The 16,367-nt window shown below is 42.5% G+C and carries 20 protein-coding genes and 1 pseudogene; 9 read left to right on the top strand and 12 right to left on the bottom strand.

What is annotated here, in order from left to right; translation table 11 throughout:
* Window positions 1-60: 60 nt before the first annotated feature.
* A complete protein-coding gene (locus RMX89_RS07010; protein WP_094348032.1) occupies window positions 61-396 on the bottom strand; it encodes a rubredoxin in 336 nt (111 codons plus the stop codon).
* A gap of 398 nt (window positions 397-794) precedes the next feature.
* On the opposite strand from RMX89_RS07010, the gene ndhC reads away from it, so the two are divergent.
* From ndhC to RMX89_RS07025, 3 genes are read left to right on the top strand one after another with little or no spacing between them, the layout of a single operon-like run.
* Window positions 795-1,157, top strand: a complete 363-nt coding sequence (gene ndhC / locus RMX89_RS07015) for a photosynthetic/respiratory NAD(P)H-quinone oxidoreductase subunit C (RefSeq protein ID WP_012411797.1) — start codon at window positions 795-797, stop codon at window positions 1,155-1,157.
* Window positions 1,148-1,885 (top strand): photosynthetic/respiratory NAD(P)H-quinone oxidoreductase subunit K, encoded by a 738-nt coding sequence (gene ndhK, locus RMX89_RS07020; protein WP_322670283.1) that lies wholly within the window; start codon window positions 1,148-1,150, stop codon window positions 1,883-1,885. The genes ndhC and ndhK overlap by 10 nt, the downstream gene beginning before the upstream one ends.
* A complete protein-coding gene (locus tag RMX89_RS07025; protein ID WP_322688405.1) occupies window positions 1,878-2,408 on the top strand; it encodes an NAD(P)H-quinone oxidoreductase subunit J in 531 nt (176 codons plus the stop codon). The genes ndhK and RMX89_RS07025 overlap by 8 nt, the downstream gene beginning before the upstream one ends.
* A gap of 402 nt (window positions 2,409-2,810) precedes the next feature.
* Here the strand turns inward: RMX89_RS07025 and RMX89_RS07030 are convergent, their stop codons facing one another.
* On the bottom strand, window positions 2,811-3,395 hold the full coding sequence (locus tag RMX89_RS07030) for a Uma2 family endonuclease (RefSeq protein ID WP_322688406.1): 585 nt from the start codon (window positions 3,393-3,395) through the stop codon (window positions 2,811-2,813).
* 153 nt (window positions 3,396-3,548) lie between these two features.
* Between RMX89_RS07030 and fni the strand changes: the two genes are divergently transcribed.
* The 3 genes from fni (at window position 3,549) to RMX89_RS07045 (ending at window position 7,289) form a co-directional block, all read left to right on the top strand.
* The gene (gene fni, locus RMX89_RS07035) at window positions 3,549-4,598 is read left to right on the top strand and encodes a type 2 isopentenyl-diphosphate Delta-isomerase (protein ID WP_322688407.1); all 1,050 of its coding nucleotides are present in this window, start codon (window positions 3,549-3,551) and stop codon (window positions 4,596-4,598) included.
* Window positions 4,599-4,708: 110 nt separating this feature from the next.
* Entirely contained in the window at window positions 4,709-6,544 is a 1,836-nt protein-coding gene (gene sppA, locus RMX89_RS07040) for a signal peptide peptidase SppA (protein WP_322688408.1), read from the top strand.
* Between the two features lie 505 nt (window positions 6,545-7,049).
* Window positions 7,050-7,289, top strand: a complete 240-nt coding sequence (locus RMX89_RS07045; protein WP_104909601.1) for a hypothetical protein — start codon at window positions 7,050-7,052, stop codon at window positions 7,287-7,289.
* A 117-nt stretch (window positions 7,290-7,406) separates the two neighbouring features.
* On the opposite strand, the gene RMX89_RS07050 is transcribed toward RMX89_RS07045, so the two are convergent.
* The 5 genes and pseudogenes from RMX89_RS07050 to RMX89_RS07070 all read right to left on the bottom strand — a co-directional run.
* A complete protein-coding gene (locus RMX89_RS07050; RefSeq protein ID WP_322688409.1) occupies window positions 7,407-7,691 on the bottom strand; it encodes a WYL domain-containing protein in 285 nt (94 codons plus the stop codon).
* 160 nt (window positions 7,692-7,851) lie between these two features.
* Window positions 7,852-8,067 (bottom strand): hypothetical protein, encoded by a 216-nt coding sequence (locus RMX89_RS07055; protein WP_322688410.1) that lies wholly within the window; start codon window positions 8,065-8,067, stop codon window positions 7,852-7,854.
* Between the two features lie 37 nt (window positions 8,068-8,104).
* The gene (locus RMX89_RS07060) at window positions 8,105-8,644 is read right to left on the bottom strand and encodes a universal stress protein (RefSeq protein ID WP_322686439.1); all 540 of its coding nucleotides are present in this window, start codon (window positions 8,642-8,644) and stop codon (window positions 8,105-8,107) included.
* A gap of 58 nt (window positions 8,645-8,702) precedes the next feature.
* Window positions 8,703-8,855: a hypothetical protein gene (locus tag RMX89_RS07065; protein ID WP_322688411.1), complete on the bottom strand. Its 153-nt coding sequence runs from the start codon at window positions 8,853-8,855 to the stop codon at window positions 8,703-8,705.
* Window positions 8,856-8,974: 119 nt separating this feature from the next.
* A pseudogene (locus RMX89_RS07070) lies at window positions 8,975-9,322 on the bottom strand (transposase); the annotation flags it as partial.
* A gap of 193 nt (window positions 9,323-9,515) precedes the next feature.
* On the opposite strand from RMX89_RS07070, the gene RMX89_RS07075 reads away from it, so the two are divergent.
* The 3 genes from RMX89_RS07075 to RMX89_RS07085 all read left to right on the top strand — a co-directional run bounded on the left by RMX89_RS07075 (window position 9,516) and on the right by RMX89_RS07085 (window position 13,086).
* The gene (locus tag RMX89_RS07075) at window positions 9,516-10,961 is read left to right on the top strand and encodes an MFS transporter (protein ID WP_322688412.1); all 1,446 of its coding nucleotides are present in this window, start codon (window positions 9,516-9,518) and stop codon (window positions 10,959-10,961) included.
* Window positions 10,962-11,050: 89 nt separating this feature from the next.
* The gene (locus tag RMX89_RS07080; RefSeq protein WP_322670270.1) at window positions 11,051-11,173 is read left to right on the top strand and encodes a hypothetical protein; all 123 of its coding nucleotides are present in this window, start codon (window positions 11,051-11,053) and stop codon (window positions 11,171-11,173) included.
* A gap of 314 nt (window positions 11,174-11,487) precedes the next feature.
* Window positions 11,488-13,086: an Hsp70 family protein gene (locus RMX89_RS07085; RefSeq protein ID WP_322686441.1), complete on the top strand. Its 1,599-nt coding sequence runs from the start codon at window positions 11,488-11,490 to the stop codon at window positions 13,084-13,086.
* A 206-nt stretch (window positions 13,087-13,292) separates the two neighbouring features.
* On the opposite strand, the gene RMX89_RS07090 is transcribed toward RMX89_RS07085, so the two are convergent.
* From RMX89_RS07090 to RMX89_RS07110, 5 genes are all read right to left on the bottom strand, one after another.
* Complete coding sequence (locus RMX89_RS07090; RefSeq protein WP_322688413.1) at window positions 13,293-13,637, bottom strand: PIN domain-containing protein; 345 nt, start codon at window positions 13,635-13,637, stop codon at window positions 13,293-13,295.
* Window positions 13,621-13,911 carry a type II toxin-antitoxin system prevent-host-death family antitoxin gene (locus RMX89_RS07095; protein WP_322688414.1) on the bottom strand — a complete coding sequence of 97 codons (291 nt, stop codon included), beginning with the start codon at window positions 13,909-13,911 and terminating at the stop codon, window positions 13,621-13,623. The genes RMX89_RS07090 and RMX89_RS07095 overlap by 17 nt, the downstream gene beginning before the upstream one ends.
* A 131-nt stretch (window positions 13,912-14,042) precedes the next feature.
* Complete coding sequence (locus RMX89_RS07100) at window positions 14,043-14,606, bottom strand: Uma2 family endonuclease (RefSeq protein WP_322688415.1); 564 nt, start codon at window positions 14,604-14,606, stop codon at window positions 14,043-14,045.
* 177 nt (window positions 14,607-14,783) lie between these two features.
* Window positions 14,784-15,308 (bottom strand): L,D-transpeptidase, encoded by a 525-nt coding sequence (locus RMX89_RS07105; protein ID WP_322686444.1) that lies wholly within the window; start codon window positions 15,306-15,308, stop codon window positions 14,784-14,786.
* Between the two features lie 489 nt (window positions 15,309-15,797).
* Complete coding sequence (locus RMX89_RS07110; protein WP_322688416.1) at window positions 15,798-16,313, bottom strand: L,D-transpeptidase; 516 nt, start codon at window positions 16,311-16,313, stop codon at window positions 15,798-15,800.
* Window positions 16,314-16,367: the final 54 nt, after the last annotated feature.

The following is a 16,367-nucleotide window of genomic DNA, read 5'->3' on the forward strand; positions in this document are numbered from 1 at the left end:
TTTGTTAGCGCAGTGTAAAGCCTCTGGTAGAGAGCGTTATTTGGAATTGCTTAAAGGCTGTCATTGTAAGCCGTAAAGACTGATAAAAAACAAGAAGCCAAGAGCCAAAGCACCAAAAATTAGGATATTCTTTTGGGTTGGCGTTAGGTTGTTAACACCCAAACCATAACCGAGATTTTCTTTAAAGCCGGATGCAGTACCGGCAGGGCCGATGTTGGCAAAAGCAGTCTTTTTAGCAGAACAAACTGGACAACGCCAATTTATGGGCAGTTCTGCAAAGCTTGTCCCTGAAGCAATATCATCTTTGTCGTCTCCCTTTTCGGGTTCGTAAACATAACCGCAGGCGCGACACTCGTAGCGGTCTAACACCGTAGTCTCAACAGCTGGTTCGCTCATGGCTAAGGCCTCGCAAAGGAGAAATCTTAAATATACGTTAAAAATTATGACATAATTGTTAGGCTTTTCTATCACTAGCAAAAGCGAATCAAATACCTAAAGTGCGTCTGTTTCCCAGATTTCAGAAAAACCAAACAGATATAATGTAAAAGAAAGTTACGCAGTTAAGGGATTGGGCATGGGGGCATTGGGCATGGGGCATTGGGTATGGGGTATCAAGAGGCAGAGGTGCAAAGGGGCAGAGGGGCAGAGGGGAAAGAACTTATACAAGAACTCTCCCCTGCTCCCCTGCTCCCCTGCTCCCCTGCTCCCCCACTCCTAAAATCCTTAATCTCTAGTCATCAGTACTCAATCTCCACTCACTACTTAAAATACTCCATAAGCGGTAGATACTCATTGTGTTTGTCCTCAGCGGTTACGAGTACCTTCTAGGTTTCTTCATCATCTGTAGCCTAGTACCTGCCTTAGCGCTCTCAGCTTCCAAGCTCCTACGACCCAGTGGTTACGCTCCAGAACGTCGCACCACTTATGAATCTGGCATGGAACCCATCGGGGGAGCCTGGATTCAGTTCAACATTCGCTACTACATGTTTGCTCTGGTCTTCGTCGTCTTTGATGTGGAGACTGTTTTCTTGTATCCTTGGGCGGTAGCTTTCCACCGTTTGGGGCTATTGGCTTTTATTGAAGCGCTAGTCTTTATTGCAATTCTTGTAGTCGCTTTAGTTTACGCATGGCGTAAAGGAGCTTTGGAATGGTCTTGAATTCTAACTTAACAACCCAGGGTAAAGAACGAATCATCAACCCCATTGAGCGTACCAATGTCACTCAAGACCTTTCAGAAAATGTCATTCTGACGACGGTTGATGACCTCTACGACTGGGCGCGGCTTTCTAGTTTGTGGCCGTTGCTGTTTGGTACTGCTTGCTGCTTTATTGAGTTTGCAGCCTTAATTGGCTCTCGATTTGACTTTGACCGTTTTGGGCTAATTCCCCGTTCTAGCCCCCGCCAAGCCGATTTAATTATTACGGCAGGGACTATCACGATGAAGATGGCTCCGCAACTAGTGCGTCTTTACGAACAAATGCCAGAGCCAAAGTATGTAATTGCGATGGGTGCTTGCACAATTACTGGCGGGATGTTTAGCGTTGATTCCCCCACAGCAGTACGCGGAGTCGATAAACTGATTCCTGTGGATGTGTACTTACCTGGTTGTCCTCCCCGTCCAGAAGCAATTATCGACGCAATCATTAAGCTGCGGAAGAAAATCTCCAATGAGTCGATGCAAGAGCGGGGTAAAATTAAGCAAACTCACCGCTATTACAGCACGACTCATAACCTGAAGCCAGTAGAGGAAATCTTAACTGGTAAGTATTTGCAGTCAGCAACTCGCTCTGCACCACCGAAGGAATTGGCGGAAGCGATTGGTATGCCAATACCACCTGCACTGCTGACAGAAAAGGCGCAAAAGGAGGAACAAACCCGTGGCTGAAGAAGAATCTAAACCAGTACCAGCAGCGAAAGAAGAGGCATTGGTACAAGCGGGTAAAGTTTCCCAGTGGTTGACGGAAAATGGCTTTGACCATGAGTTTTTAGCACCGGATAAGAATGGTGTAGAGATAATTAAGGTGACGGCAGATTTTTTGCTTCCTACCGCTACAGCCCTTTATGCTTATGGGTTTAATTATCTCCAGTGTCAAGGTGGTATTGACCTTGGCCCAGGACAAGAATTGGTGAGTATGTATCACTTGATTAAAGTCGGTGATAATAGCGATCGCCCCGAAGAAGTTCGAGTTAAAGTGTTCTTACCACGGGAAAATCCTGTAGTGCCTTCTGTGTACTGGATTTGGAAGACCGCAGATTGGCAAGAGCGCGAGTCTTACGATATGTTCGGCATTATCTACGAAGGACACCCAAATCTCAAGCGCCTTTTGATGCCGGAAGATTGGGTAGGTTGGCCTTTGCGGAAAGATTACGTCTCACCCGATTTCTACGAGTTACAGGACGCTTATTAGAGATTGCTGAGTTTTAGCAGTAATTAACCCCTTTCCGGTGGCGGAGAGGGGTTATGTTTTTGGTGTTTCATGTCAGGGACTTCCAAAGAATAAATTTTTTTGTCAGCTTGACCCCAATTTCATAGGTTTGAGTGACTAATTGAACAAATTGTTAGTGGCATAGTTTATTTTCTGGAAGTCCCAATTTAATCGATTGCAGCACATTAATCAAAATTTGCAGTAAGAGATATTCGGCAAGACTCAGTTGACTTTTCAGATGTGTTGGTAAAATTTAGGTAAAATTATCAATCTTATTGGTCTTATTGACAAAAGTAGACCTATCTTTTTTTACCATATATTGCTGCACTCTTTATTTGATAAGCTTTTTAGCCCATTTCGCCCCGTCAGCAAGCGGATATGATATTATTCCTCAATCAACTCAAAATTCACTCGTTCGTAAATATCACGCAAGGTAATTTGAAATTCGATAGAATCTAAGACTAAAACTGCATCTTCACCTTCATATTCCTTAAAAATCCATTGACCTTCTGCTTGCTTTGCAAATTGTTCTACAGCAAAACTATACTGGTCAATCATAATATATTCCTGAAAACCAGGAATTGAGCGATAATATTTAAACTTATCTGTTTTGTCATAATTTTTAGTTGAATTTGATAAGATTTCAACAATTAACAAGGGATTAGTAATAATTGTTGTACCTGTTCCTTCGTAAATAGGCTTACCTTTGATGACGATTAGATCAGGATAAGTATAAATGCGATGACGAGGTATTGATAATTTTACATCGCCTATGTAAATCTCATAATCTTGTCCTTGCACTGTCAAGGGAAACCTTTTATAAAAATTACCTGCAATCTTATTGTGGTTGGTTGTCCCCCCTGTCATAGGTATAATCTCTCCATCTCTGTATTCATTTTTATATTCAGCGTTCTCTTCTAATTCCAAATATTCTTCAGGGGTGTAGCGCTTTTCTGTTTGTAAAACCATATTAATTAACTCACCAAATGGGGGAATGGTTCTGTTATCAATAGCGTAACGTACCCGAAAGATAGCGAAAATAAATATTTTTGTTATATAAATACGGTTGCAGACAATGTAACAATAGCGATCGCAAGCCAATACTTTGAGCCATACCCACCAGTGAACGCCCCTACCAATATCTCTGCACAAACTCAGAATCGCAAAGCCGATCACATTCGCATCTGTTTAGAAGAAGATGTTCAATGCGATCAAATCACCAATGGACTGGAACGTTATCGCTTTACCCATTCTTGCTTACCCGAACTCAACCACAACGATATTGATATCAGTACAACTTTCCTGGGGAAACATCTTGGCGCACCCTTGTTAATTTCTTCCATGACTGGCGGAACAGAACAAGCCGCAATCATTAACCAACGTTTAGCCCAAGTCGCGCAACGCTACAAAATTGCAATGGGTGTCGGTTCCCAGCGTGTAGCGGTAGAAAAACCCCAGGTAGCTGATACTTTTGCTGTCCGCAAGTATGCCCCTGACGTTCTGCTATTTGCAAACTTGGGAGCTGTGCAACTTAACTACAAGTACGGTTTAGATGAATGTTTGCGCGTAGTTGATATTTTAGAGGCTGATGCCTTGATTTTACACATTAACCCTTTACAAGAGTGCATTCAACCCAAAGGTGATACTAATTTCCGGGGTTTGATTGACAAGATATCTGATTTGTGCAACAAACTGCCAGTACCAGTGATTGCGAAAGAAGTTGGTAACGGCATTTCAGCAGCGATCGCCAACAAACTAATCGCTGCCGGGGTAACAGCAATTGATGTCGCTGGTGCGGGGGGTACTTCTTGGGCAAAAGTGGAAAGCGAACGGGCAGAAAATCCCTTACAACGTCGTTTAGGGAGGACATTTGCCAATTGGGGTTTACCGACAGCAGAGTGCATTACAACTATTAGAGCGATTGCCAAAGATGTTCCCTTAATTGCTTCAGGAGGTTTGCGTCATGGATTGGATGTTGCAGCTGCGATCGCTTTGGGAGCAGATATAGCTGGTTTAGCAATGCCTTTCTTGCAAGCCGCAGCAATATCAGAGACAGCAGTTGCAGAACTCGCTGAGGTATTAATCGCTGAAATCACCACAGTCTTATTTTGTACTGGCAATGCCACCTTGTATCAGTTAAAGCACTCTGGCAGTTTACAGCGCATAGAATAAGTAAATAGGTCATTAGTCATTAGTCATTCGTCATTTGTCCTTTGTCATTTATAAATGCCCAATGCCCAATGCCCAATGCCCCATGCCCCATGCCCAATGACTAATAACTAATGCGTAATTTTATCAAACAAACTTTTGCTAGTTTAGTTGGCACTTTACTAGGACTAATTATTTTCGCTGGTCTGGGAACCACTGGACTGTTCTTGCTGATATTGGCTGCTAGCTCGTCTAAAGATACTGGGCCAAATGTAAAAAATAAGTCAGTGTTGGTTTTTGACTTGTCAATGAAAATTACTGATGGCGAACCTAGTTCAGGCGAACTGTTTCAAAACACAATCTCAGGTGTGGATGAAGATAGAATGGCACTCCGCAAAGTTGTGGAAACTTTGGAAAAGGCGCGGCGCGATCCGCGCATTGTCGGGATCTATGTGGATGCAACGAACACAAGCCAAACTGGTAACGTTGGCTATGCTTCTCTGAAAGAAATTCGGAAAGCGCTGGAGGAGTTTCGCGCTGCGGGGAAAAAGGTTGTCGCCTATGGCAGTGATTGGAGTGAAAAGGAATATTATGTTAGTTCAGTGGCAGATTCCATTGTCCTTAATCCTCTGGGAATGATGGAAGTCAACGGTTTGAGTTCACAACCAATGTTTTTAGCAGGAGCATTGCAGAAGTATGGCATTGGCGTTCAAGTCGTGCGAGTCGGGAAATTTAAGGGAGCTGTTGAGCCGTTTATTCTCAACAAGTTGAGTCCAGAAAACCGCGAACAAACTCAGAAATTGTTGGATGATGTTTGGGGAGAGTGGCGCACTGCTGTCGGCGCAAGTCGGAAAATTGAACCCAATAAGTTACAAGCGATCGCAGATAATCAATCGTTACTAGAAGCCACGCAAGCCAAAACTAGCGGTTTAGTCGATCGAGTCCAATACCCCGATGAAGTTGTCGCTGACCTGAAAAAGTTGACAAATAGCGATAAAGAAGACAAAACATTCCGACAAATTAGCCTGAATAGCTACGCACAAGTTTCTGGTAAATCTTTGGGTGTAGAACGTAACTCCAAAAATCAAATAGCTGTTGTTTATGCTGAGGGCGAGATTGTCGATGGTAAAGGAGAAGATGGGCAAGTAGGAGGCGATCGCTTTGCGAAAATCTTCAACAAGCTGCGACAAGATAAAGATGTGAAGGCTGTTGTATTACGAATTAATAGTCCTGGTGGTAGCGCTACCGCAGCCGAAGTCATGCAGCGAGAAGTGAAATTAACTCGTGAAGTAAAACCAGTTGTAGTGTCAATGGGTGATGTCGCCGCCTCTGGTGGTTATTGGATTGCTAGCGACTCTAATCGCATTTTTGCAGAACCAAATACCATTACAGGCTCCATAGGGGTGTTTGGGATCTTATTCAATGGGGAAAAGCTGGCCAGTAATAATGGTATTACTTGGGATTCAGTGAAAACCGCACGCTATGCTGATAGTCAAACAGTTTCGCGTCCGAAATCGCCTCAAGAGTTAGAAATTTATCAGCGCAGTGTTAACCGGATTTATAATATGTTTCTGAATAAAGTTTCTCAAGGTCGGAAACTCTCAGAACAAAAAGTAGCAGAAATTGCCCAAGGAAGGGTTTGGTCGGGTGAAGCGGCCAAAGAAATTGGTTTGGTGGATGAGATTGGTGGTTTGAATACTGCGATCGCTTATGCTGTCAAGGAGGCGAAACTAGGAGAAGACTGGGAAGTGCAAGAATATCCTCGCACTAGCAGCTTTGGAGAACGCTTTTTTGGGCGTGCAACAGAAGAGGCGCGGACTGCTTTCGGGATTGAGTCAGCGCAACTCAAATCAGCCAATCCCCTCACCACCGAATTCCAAAAATTACAACAAGAAGTTGAGATTCTGCAAAAGATGAACGATCCACAAGGGGTGTATGCCCGCTTGCCTTTCAACTTGAAGATTGAGTAGATATTTTTTTGAGCATCAATCAACAGTTCAGATCAACCCAAAACGCAGATTGTAGAGACGCGATGAATCGCGTCTTGAAAAACCAATCATCTACACCAAACCCTTAACCCAAGCCTATGAGGCAAAACTTACCGAATACTAATTTGTGAAACTAGTTTTGAGGCTTTGTAGTCAGGATTTTAGTGCTGAGAAAATAAAAACCAAAGTTCTTACTACAAAATTCTTTACCCATAATTTAAAGACAGACCAGTACGGCGAAGCCCATGAGTTTGCCTCGCCAGCCATAAACCAGCTGACATTTGCTGCTCGGATGTGTAAAGTAGTTGAGAGTCAACTACGATTTCCAACCTTTGACAGAATTTTAGATTTGGAATTTTGCTGAAACAGCCCGATTAAACAGTGGCTCAAGTATGGAAAAATCTAAAATCTTTTATCCAAAGCAAGTGTATTTACATACCGGGCTAATTTAAAGTCTAAAATACAAAATTGAGTAAAACATCCATCTATGGCTAGAAAAACACAACGTCTTTTACTGCTAATTGTTTCTTGTAGTATCACTGGTGTAATTTTAGGAGGTACTGCTGGTTGGGCAGAAAGTAGTCTCTGCCTGGAAGACAGTAAGGTTACAAGTGAGTGCCTAACTCAAGATCCATTCCAAAAAACTATCCAAGGAATGAGTACTGGATTGTTAGCTGGGGCTGGAGCAGCTTTCGGTGCAGTCTGGCAGTTACGGAATGAAGATTGAGTATGAACTACTACTAACCCGGAACTCCGGGTTAGATTAGGTTTCTGTACTAATTAGCCAGTGCCTTCACTTTGACTTTCGCCCAGCATTAAAGTCATGTGAGTCAACTATCCTAATTTATGTGGCTTTAGAAGAATAGCGATCTATTAATGCACGAGCAAATTTCTGGTGTTGTTCAGCTAGATATTGAGGAGAGATAAACTGAGCATTACCCATGAAGCGATACACCCAGCGACAAAACTCCTCCAGCGATCGCTCAGGCAATCTAATAATGTAATCTATCGCTAAGTGCGCCATCTTTGCAGAGCTAAGGAGTTCCTGAAAAGCTTGCGGCTGCAACTCTGGGCTAATCCAAGCCAAAACACTAGCAGTCTGATATGAAGAAGCTAAATCTTTGTGCAATGCTTCTTGTGCGTTTGCTCAATAATTCTATGTTCACTTTAGTTCTCCAAACAGCGTAGATCGTTAACGCAGATGGATTGACAATGAATTAATCATCCCTTGCTGTAATTTTCTTTCCTTGGCTAGCAATGCCGTTAAAGTGCATAATAATGATTTAACTTTACGCATATTCAACCTTGGGAGTCGGTTCAGTTTCGTACATTAAGCTACTTTTGTGCCTTTTATAATTGCAGGTCGAGGCAGCTAGTAGGTTATTGTCCTTGAAGCGATCGCGTCCTGCTGCCTTTGCCTGATATAATGCTCTATCCGCTACTGCAATTATTTCTTCAAAGTTAGAACCAAGCTCAGGAATTATTGTGACCAACCCAGTACTCATCCAACTCTATAGTAGTTTGAGTTTCGCTTTAATTATATTAATCCGATGCACTAACTCTGCTTGATTCGTCTTCAGCAGATTCAGTATTCATTTTTGGGTGTTGCATAGTCAGGACTGAGCAGGGAGCATTGTGGAGTACGTAATTGCTGACACTACCCAAGGCTAACTCACTCCAACCAGATAGACCCTGACGTCCAACTACGATTAGGTCAGCACCCCAAGTGGAGGCTAATTTACAAATGGTTTGACCAGGATTACCAGGGGATTGGATGAATTCTGTACTCACGCCTGTTAGAGTTGCTTCATTTGTACACGATTGTAGTAGCTCTAGACCTTGCTTTTCCAAAACCTCCCACTGCTGTTGATTGAACTCCAAAGTTTTTTTACTCATCACCGGATATGGATAGTAATCCTGCCTGGGAAGTATAGGTATATTTACTTTGGCCTGTTCTTCACCCGACAGAACATGCAACAGCATAAGGCTGCCCTTGCTCGCTTTTGCTAAGAACAAGGCTTTATCAAAGACATCCTTGGCGGATGCAGAGGTGTCGATTGCAACTAGAATCTTGTGAAACATATAGACTTCCTCCAAACTGTTGTGACTCCATATAAGAGCTGATTTATAAAGGTTCTCTTTAGGCAGCAAGGCGCTTCAACATCAAGCGCACCATTGCTGTTTCGCCCATCAACTCGCTCACGCCTGACAATAGTTCATAGTCCGTGGCTTGTGCGATGCAACCAGCGAAAGCACCCAAATGTACACTCGACAACCCAGGTTTTGGCAACACCTGAAATTATGCTTCGGTTCGCTTGATAATTTCAACTTTGGCACCACAAATCTGCAAAAATGCTTGGGTGAACTTCTCCTTACTGTAGCCCTAGTCTATCTAAATCACAACTAACATAGATCAATCTTAGTTCCTTTCTTTCTATCTCCTGTCTCATCAATAATTAAAATGATTTGTCTACCTTTTAGTATCTATAAAATTAATTAGTTCTAAACACAAAGCTCTTAACTTCTCTATATCCCAAGATGATTTGTTAAGAAATGATGTAGCCCTTAATACTTATCTAATCCAACAATCTTTGCTATTTCTAGAGGCTTTTCGTTTTAAATCAGAAATACATCCTATATTCCTATATGTAGATACTTAAATGCTTCAAAAAGCCTAACATCTAAAAACAGCTTTTTATACAACAGACAATATTCGTCCACAAAGTTGATGGTTTGTACGGGTGAGCGAGGCTCTCCCATACCCTGTATATTAATTCTATTTTATGTATATTATTATACTATTTTTGAGGTGACACAACAGGGCTAATAACCCCTCATTCCCTAACGTATCTTTCAAAAAGATTGTCTCAGTAGGCTGATGCGCGCCTACTGTTCTCTACATTAAACCAGCAATTAAGCCCGCGTTAACCTTTTTAAATTTTGGCTATTCAGTATGTTCCAGGAAGTAGAAGACGAAAGCTTACTAAAAAAGATCCCTCTCCCCATTCAGGAAATCTCAGAGGATAGGGAATTAACACAAACGGTAATTCTTCCCACAAATCTGCCTATTAAACTTTCCAAACCGCAAATTCGCACAAGTCTCAGGGCATTAACTCTCGAAAGTCTTTTTGCTGCGGTTTTTTACAGTATCATCGGTTCAGCGTTGCTCAGTAATTTCTTGCTAGAGCTGGGTGCCGGGCCAGTAGAAATTGGTCTGCTCGCCTCTATTCCTCAGCTGGTGAATCTGCTCCAACCACTGGGAGCTTATTTGGTAGAACGAAGTAGCAGCTTCAACTGGTATTGCATGAGCATTTTCATCCCGGCGCGGCTACTGTGGATAATTCTCGTGCCAGCGATTTGGTTGGTCAGCTCATCTAACCATATCACTAAGCACCAAGTGGTGCTGTTGACATTGGGAATTATGTTAGTGGCTAATATCATTGAAGCTTTCGCCCGTGCTCCCTGGATGACCTGGACGGCTGTGTTAGTACCTGGGCGGTTGCGGGGGCGGTATTTTGGCTTTCGCAATAGTGTTCTCAGTTTGATGAATCTCATCGGTGTGCCGTTGCTGGGTCTAGCAGTATCGATCTGGCCTAGTGGAACGCTCCAAGGCTACGGTGCAATCTTGGTTCTAGGAATTGTGCTTGGGCTGCTTAGTCAAGGCTGTCAGTTCTGGATGAGCGATGTGAACCCGCAGCTTTTAAAAGTCGTGGGGTCAGAGCCACCCCAACCATACCGCAGCGGGATACATCTTCGCTTCCTTAATGATGCCAATTTTTTGAAGTTACTGATTTACCTTGCCATCTGGTGCTTTGCCGTTAACCTCAGCGCTCCCTTCTTTAACCTCTATATGCTAGATAACCTGGATATAGATGTCAGCCTAGTAACAATCTATAACGGCTTAGGAGCTGGTGCTAATATGCTGCTGCTGGTTTTCTGGGGCAAACTGTCTGACCGGATTGGGAATCGTCCCATCATGTTATTAGTAGGAATCTTGGTGGCGGTGACGCCTGTATTATGGTTAGTAGCTGGCAATGATTCAATTTCCCTTTGGATATGGTTACCCTTTTTACACGTGTTGGGATCTGGGACGTGGGCGGCCATAGACCTGTGTACCAACAATCTGATGATGGGAGTGGCACCGGTGACTAATCAATCCACTTACTTTGCGATCGCCGGGGCGGTTGCTGGTGTCACTGGAGCAGTGGGAATCATAGCTGGTAGCTTTCTTGCGACTCTGCCTGGTGCCGGTGGCTTACTGGGACTGTTTGCTCTTTCAACCGTCCTACGGACAGCTGCTCTCTTGCCCTTGGTTTTTGTTCAAGAGCAAGGCTCTGTACCTCTGGGTCAGCTTTGGCGAGTCCTATTCTCAGTCAAGCAGCAAAGAGTACCGATTTAACAATATTGAACGTCAACCACTTGAGGCTTTGTTAATTGCTGTAGTTTTCATAATGAATCAGAAGATGGATTTACGCAAAAAAATATTACTTGGCAATATATAAGGAGTGGTATACAGAAAATCCAGATATTGCCAAGGAAGCTTTTAGTCAATCTGCTTGTGAGGTAATTGACATTCTCAAGAATATCGAGAAAGTTCTTGCAAAGCATTAAAAGATAACATATCACCAGAGCCGAACAGCGAGAAGTAATTGCTTGATATTCATTTGCTACTTGTGTAGGCTCAGTTCAACCGTTATGTGGCTTAGTCCGTTGATGGGAGGCTACAAATGGTACAAAACCCAGGATCATTGTCTAACTGTGCTATCCATTACAGCTAACGCTTCGCTGCAACAGACTGAATCGATATCTGGGTTGGGATGCAAAGAAGTAAGCCTATGGGTGCATTTGCTTTCTTGGTAACTTATAGAGAATAATCACAAATAAAGCAGCTTTGGCATCTTCGTGCGAGAGAATAAATATAAAATATGGCGATCGCAATCGATTTTGGTACTAGCAACACAGTCATTGCTCGTTGGAACCCTGTAACCCAGCAGCCAGAAACCCTGACTCTACCAGGTTTATCAATCAAACAAAGTCTCAATCCGCCACTGATTCCCAGCTTGGTTTATGTTGAAGACGCAGCCCAAAATAAAGTCTTAGTCGGGCAACAAGTACGCGATCGCGGTTTTGACCTCAAAGGCGAAACGCGATTTTTCCGCAGCTTCAAACGCGGTATTGGTGCAGATATTCAAGGTTTCTTACCCGAACTAGATGGGCAAATTGTCACCTTTGAACAAGTAGGGCAATGGTTCCTGACTCAAGTAATTGAAGAACTAGCACCCCTGGAAGGTGGGTTAGATTCTCTGGTGTTAACCGTACCTGTAGACAGTTTTGAAGCCTATCGTCATTGGTTGGGAACAGTATGTCAAAGCCTCCCTGTCGAACAAGTACGAATGCTGGATGAACCCACAGCCGCCGCCTTGGGTTATGGCTTGGCAGATCGAGAAAATCTTTTGGTGATTGACTTCGGCGGTGGTACTTTGGATTTGTCCCTTGTTCGGTTGGATCAAAGCGTGCAAGCAAGCACAAAGCCCTTGGGATTTCTCCTCAAATGGGGTAATAAGTCCTTGGCTGAAGATTCAAAACAAAAAGTCAAAACTGCCCGTGTTCTGGCGAAAGCAGGGCAAAATCTAGGTGGTACTGATATTGATAATTGGTTGGTAGATTACTTTGCTAAAACTCAAGAATTGGCGGTAAGTCCCTTGACAACACGATTGGCTGAACGGGTAAAAATTCAGCTATCAACTCAAAACCAAGCTAGTGAAGTTTATTTTGACGATGAGACATTTGAAAGTTATGAACTGGAACTAAACCGCGACACTTTTGACGATATCCTCAAAGAACACGCCTTTTTTGAGTTATTGGATGAGTCGATGACCACACTGTTGCAGCAAGCAAGACGGCAAGGGATAGAACTTCCAGATATTAGTGCAGTTTTGTTAGTTGGTGGCACAGTGCAATTGCCAGCAGTGCAGACATGGATCAAACAGTATTTTGAGCCAGAAAAAATCCGTTGCGAACGTCCCTTTGAAGCGATCGCTCAAGGTGCATTACAGTTAGCACAAGGGATACAAATCAAAGACTTCCTCTATCATAGTTATGGTATCCGCTACTGGGATCGTCGCAATCAGCGCCACAAATGGCATTCTTTAATTAAAGCTGGACAAGCATATCCGATGACTCAGCCAGTGGAATTAGTCTTAGGTGCTTCTGTAGAAAATCAACCCAGTATTGAACTAATTATGGGAGAATTGGGAGCAGATACAGGTAGTACTGAAGTTTATTTTGATGGCGATCGCTTGATTACTCGCCGTATGGACAATAATGAAACCAACGTCAAACCCCTCAACGATCGAGAAGGTGCGAAGACAATTGCCCAACTGACACCAACCGGATATCCTGGAAGCGATCGCATCAAAATCCTCTTTCAAGTTGATGAACAACGCTTTTTACGAATCACTGTTGAAGACTTGTTAACTAATGACACGCTGTTGGAGAATCAACTTGTGGCACAGTTGAGTTAATTAAGTAAAAGGATTTAAAAGTGGGATACCGCAGCCATCGAAATCCCAGATGTTGCCCGTTACTAAGAGGATGTCTGAAAACTTTTTGGTGTTGTATTCGAGACTTGTAGATCCCCCTAAATCCCCCTTAAAAAGGGGGACTTTGATTCCAGTTCCCCCCTTTATTAAGGGGGCTAGGGGGGATCAAGCGAAATATTGAATACTTCTCAGACGTCCTCTATGGTCAATTGATGAATTTGAGCAGTAGCAGCAATCATAATATCTGCTTGGGTGTGTGTTTTCCCACTTAATCTTAGTTGACCTCGCAATTCACCGAAGCGCTTGGCAATTTCAATGGTGATGGGCAATACTTGACAGTTATTTTCTAAAAAGTTATCAAACCATATTTGAATTCTAGGGTTGGGTTTGGATGTCAGCCTATAAAATATTTCTTCAACAGTGATGGCACTCAGAACTATCGAGAAATCTCCTTCTGCCCATTTCACTACACCAGAGTTAGGTTTAAGTTTTACTAATTCGCTGATAATATTAGTGTCACAAAGAAAAGTCATCTATGGCATCAGCGAAAGAGTTAGGACGGTCTTGGCGGGAGGGTATTTCGAGGATATAATCTTCCTCAGCAGCTATCTGACGTAGTTCTTTGAAGGCATCAGCTAAAGAAAACTTTTCGTGTTGCTTGCGCCACGTCAAGAAATCCTCAAACATTTCAGCTTCAACAACAACAGCCACCAGTTCATTTCGGTTGTAGATGAGTTGCGGTTCTTTAGTTACAGAATGAATTAATTTGGAGAATCTCTGTTTCGCTTCTGCAATTCTCCAGTTCATTCTCCTACCTCTTTTATTCATAATCATGTCTATAATAGACATGATTTATATCTATATTTGCTATTCGCCAGAGAGCTATGTCTACGATGGGGTATTTGGCGCCGCACCTTATCATTCCAGGCGAGTTATTTCTAACCACCCATCTTTAACCATCCAAAAACTTGATTGACGGTTAGTGCAAGTTGAATTTCTGGTAATACAGGCAAAAAATCTTCTCCCTGGAGTAATACTGGTTGTTGGTCCGAACGGAAAACCAAAATTGAGCGATCTGTTGGATCAATTAACCATCCTAATCGGCAACCATGTTGTAAGCAGTAAAGGATGTTGCCAATTACTCGGTTTGAACTCTGTTCTGGAGAGAGGATTTCAATTGTCCAATCTGGCCACAACAAAAAATCGTTGGGAACTTCCCCATCAACATCAAATGGAATTCGTAACCAGTTAAAAACTGCTACATCAGGCACAATTGAGCGGATACCAAAGCTACAACGCAACTCTGGAAATGCATAAGCAATTTTTTGGCTTTCTGTTACTTCGTTAATAGTATTACAGAGTCTTAGCTGCAATCGACTATGCTTCCCTTTCGGCATTGGCTTAGGAATAATCTCACCGTTAATATATTCATTTGCAGGCTTTGTTTCTGGGAGCTTCAGAAACTCATCCAAGGTAAGTAGTTGAGTCATTGGGTAGCTCATAGCTCCTAAATCCCTCGAAGATGTGTTTTTAGTCTAGCAGTGATGTAGGGTGCGTTACATTCGGTAAACGCACCTGTCAAAGGCAGAATTGCAACTCTTAATTACGTTAGCGCAGCGTTAGCGAAACCTTGAGCGTCATTACGTAGCTTGCTTCTCGCCAGAGGCGAGTATTACGAATTATTTCCGCACCACTACTAAAGTTCCATTCTTAGCCCAGTTGTAAAGATTGCGAGCTTGTTTAACAGGTAAATTTACACAACCGTGGCTGACTGGAGTGCCAAAACGATTATGCCAGTAAGCGCCGTGGATGGCGTAGCCTCTGTAGAAATACATTGTGTAAGGAACGTCAGGAATATTGTAGCCTCTGCCTCGCATCCGGTGAGTGCGATACTTAGAATTAATCCGAAATCTACCTATGGGTGTAGGAGTCGATCGCTTACCTCCAGAAATGCGATATGAATAAACAAGTTTATGACCTTCCCATGCACGTAAACGTTGCTCTGACAAATCAATTTCAATCCAGCGAGGTTGGCTAATATTATTAGTGCTGTTTTGATCGACTGAGGTGGCTGTTGCTGTAGTCGAGTTGGGTATACCTGTTAGCGGTGATGACCAAGAGAATAAAGTCACCACCATCAGCGCTACGCCTGTACAAAAAGTTCCTGAAGAACGAATGCTACCACTGCGAATCCAAGTTTGCATTATGCCTCACCTTTTAAACTACGCAAAAATTATGAAAAGAAGTAATTTTCTGGAAAACTACAAATTTCCAGAGTGACTACTTGTTTTCTGTGGAGGATTTACGCAATTCATCCGCTAAGGCTTCTCAAGACAAGTCCTAAGCTAATCCGCATTCAATTGGTATATTTGTCCTTAATTAAATGATGAGTTCTAACTAATGACCGATCGTTAATTACAAAGGACAACCTTTACAAAAAATCTGTCATTTAAATGCCTAAATACAAATTTTCCCCAAATTCATATTTGCATTTGTAATTTCACACAGGAATTGTCAGGATTTCCGCTTATTTTTTAGGCAAGTCTTTAATGCCCTTTTCTATATTTTATTTCAATTTCAGTAATTGCGACTCCGAAGATTCCCAGCATAAAATATTGCTGGGAATCACTTAATTGTCTTGATTTGTTGTTATTTATAATTTTACCAAAATTGCTTTTTGGCTGCTTAAACTATCATTTATGAATGACTATTGGTGTCCCTACCGATGCCCACTCGAATAGCCATTTAGCATGTTTAGGTGCAATATTCACACAGCCGTGGCTCACTGGAGTGCCAAACTTTTTATGCCAATAAGCTCCGTGAATAGCGTAATTACCTTGGTAAAACATCGCATAAGGAACGTTGGGAACGTTGTAGTTTTCTCCCTGCATCCGCGTAGTTTTAAATTTGGATTGAACCTTAAAAGTACCGATAAGAGTAGGAGTGGCTTTTTTACCAGAGGAAATAGCACTTCCATAAACAACTTTGTCACCTTGCCAAGCTATTAATCTTTGCTTGGAAAGATCGATTTGAATCCAGCGCTGATTTGATTGTTGTAATGTCTGGATTCTTTGTGCAATCACTTGAGTTTTGGAATTCGCCCAAACTTCAGTGGTTCCAGTAGTAGTAAAAACACTTAGGGACAGTACTGTACCAGTGAGGATTATTTGTAAGCGACGCACCCAGTCAGGAGAAATTTGTCTTTTCATTTTAGATACACTCACACTCAAATCATAAGGTCTTGAGAAACTTATCGGGTTTCA

The organism is Nostoc sp. DedSLP04 (assembly GCF_034530775.1).
Classification (GTDB): domain Bacteria; phylum Cyanobacteriota; class Cyanobacteriia; order Cyanobacteriales; family Nostocaceae; genus Nostoc.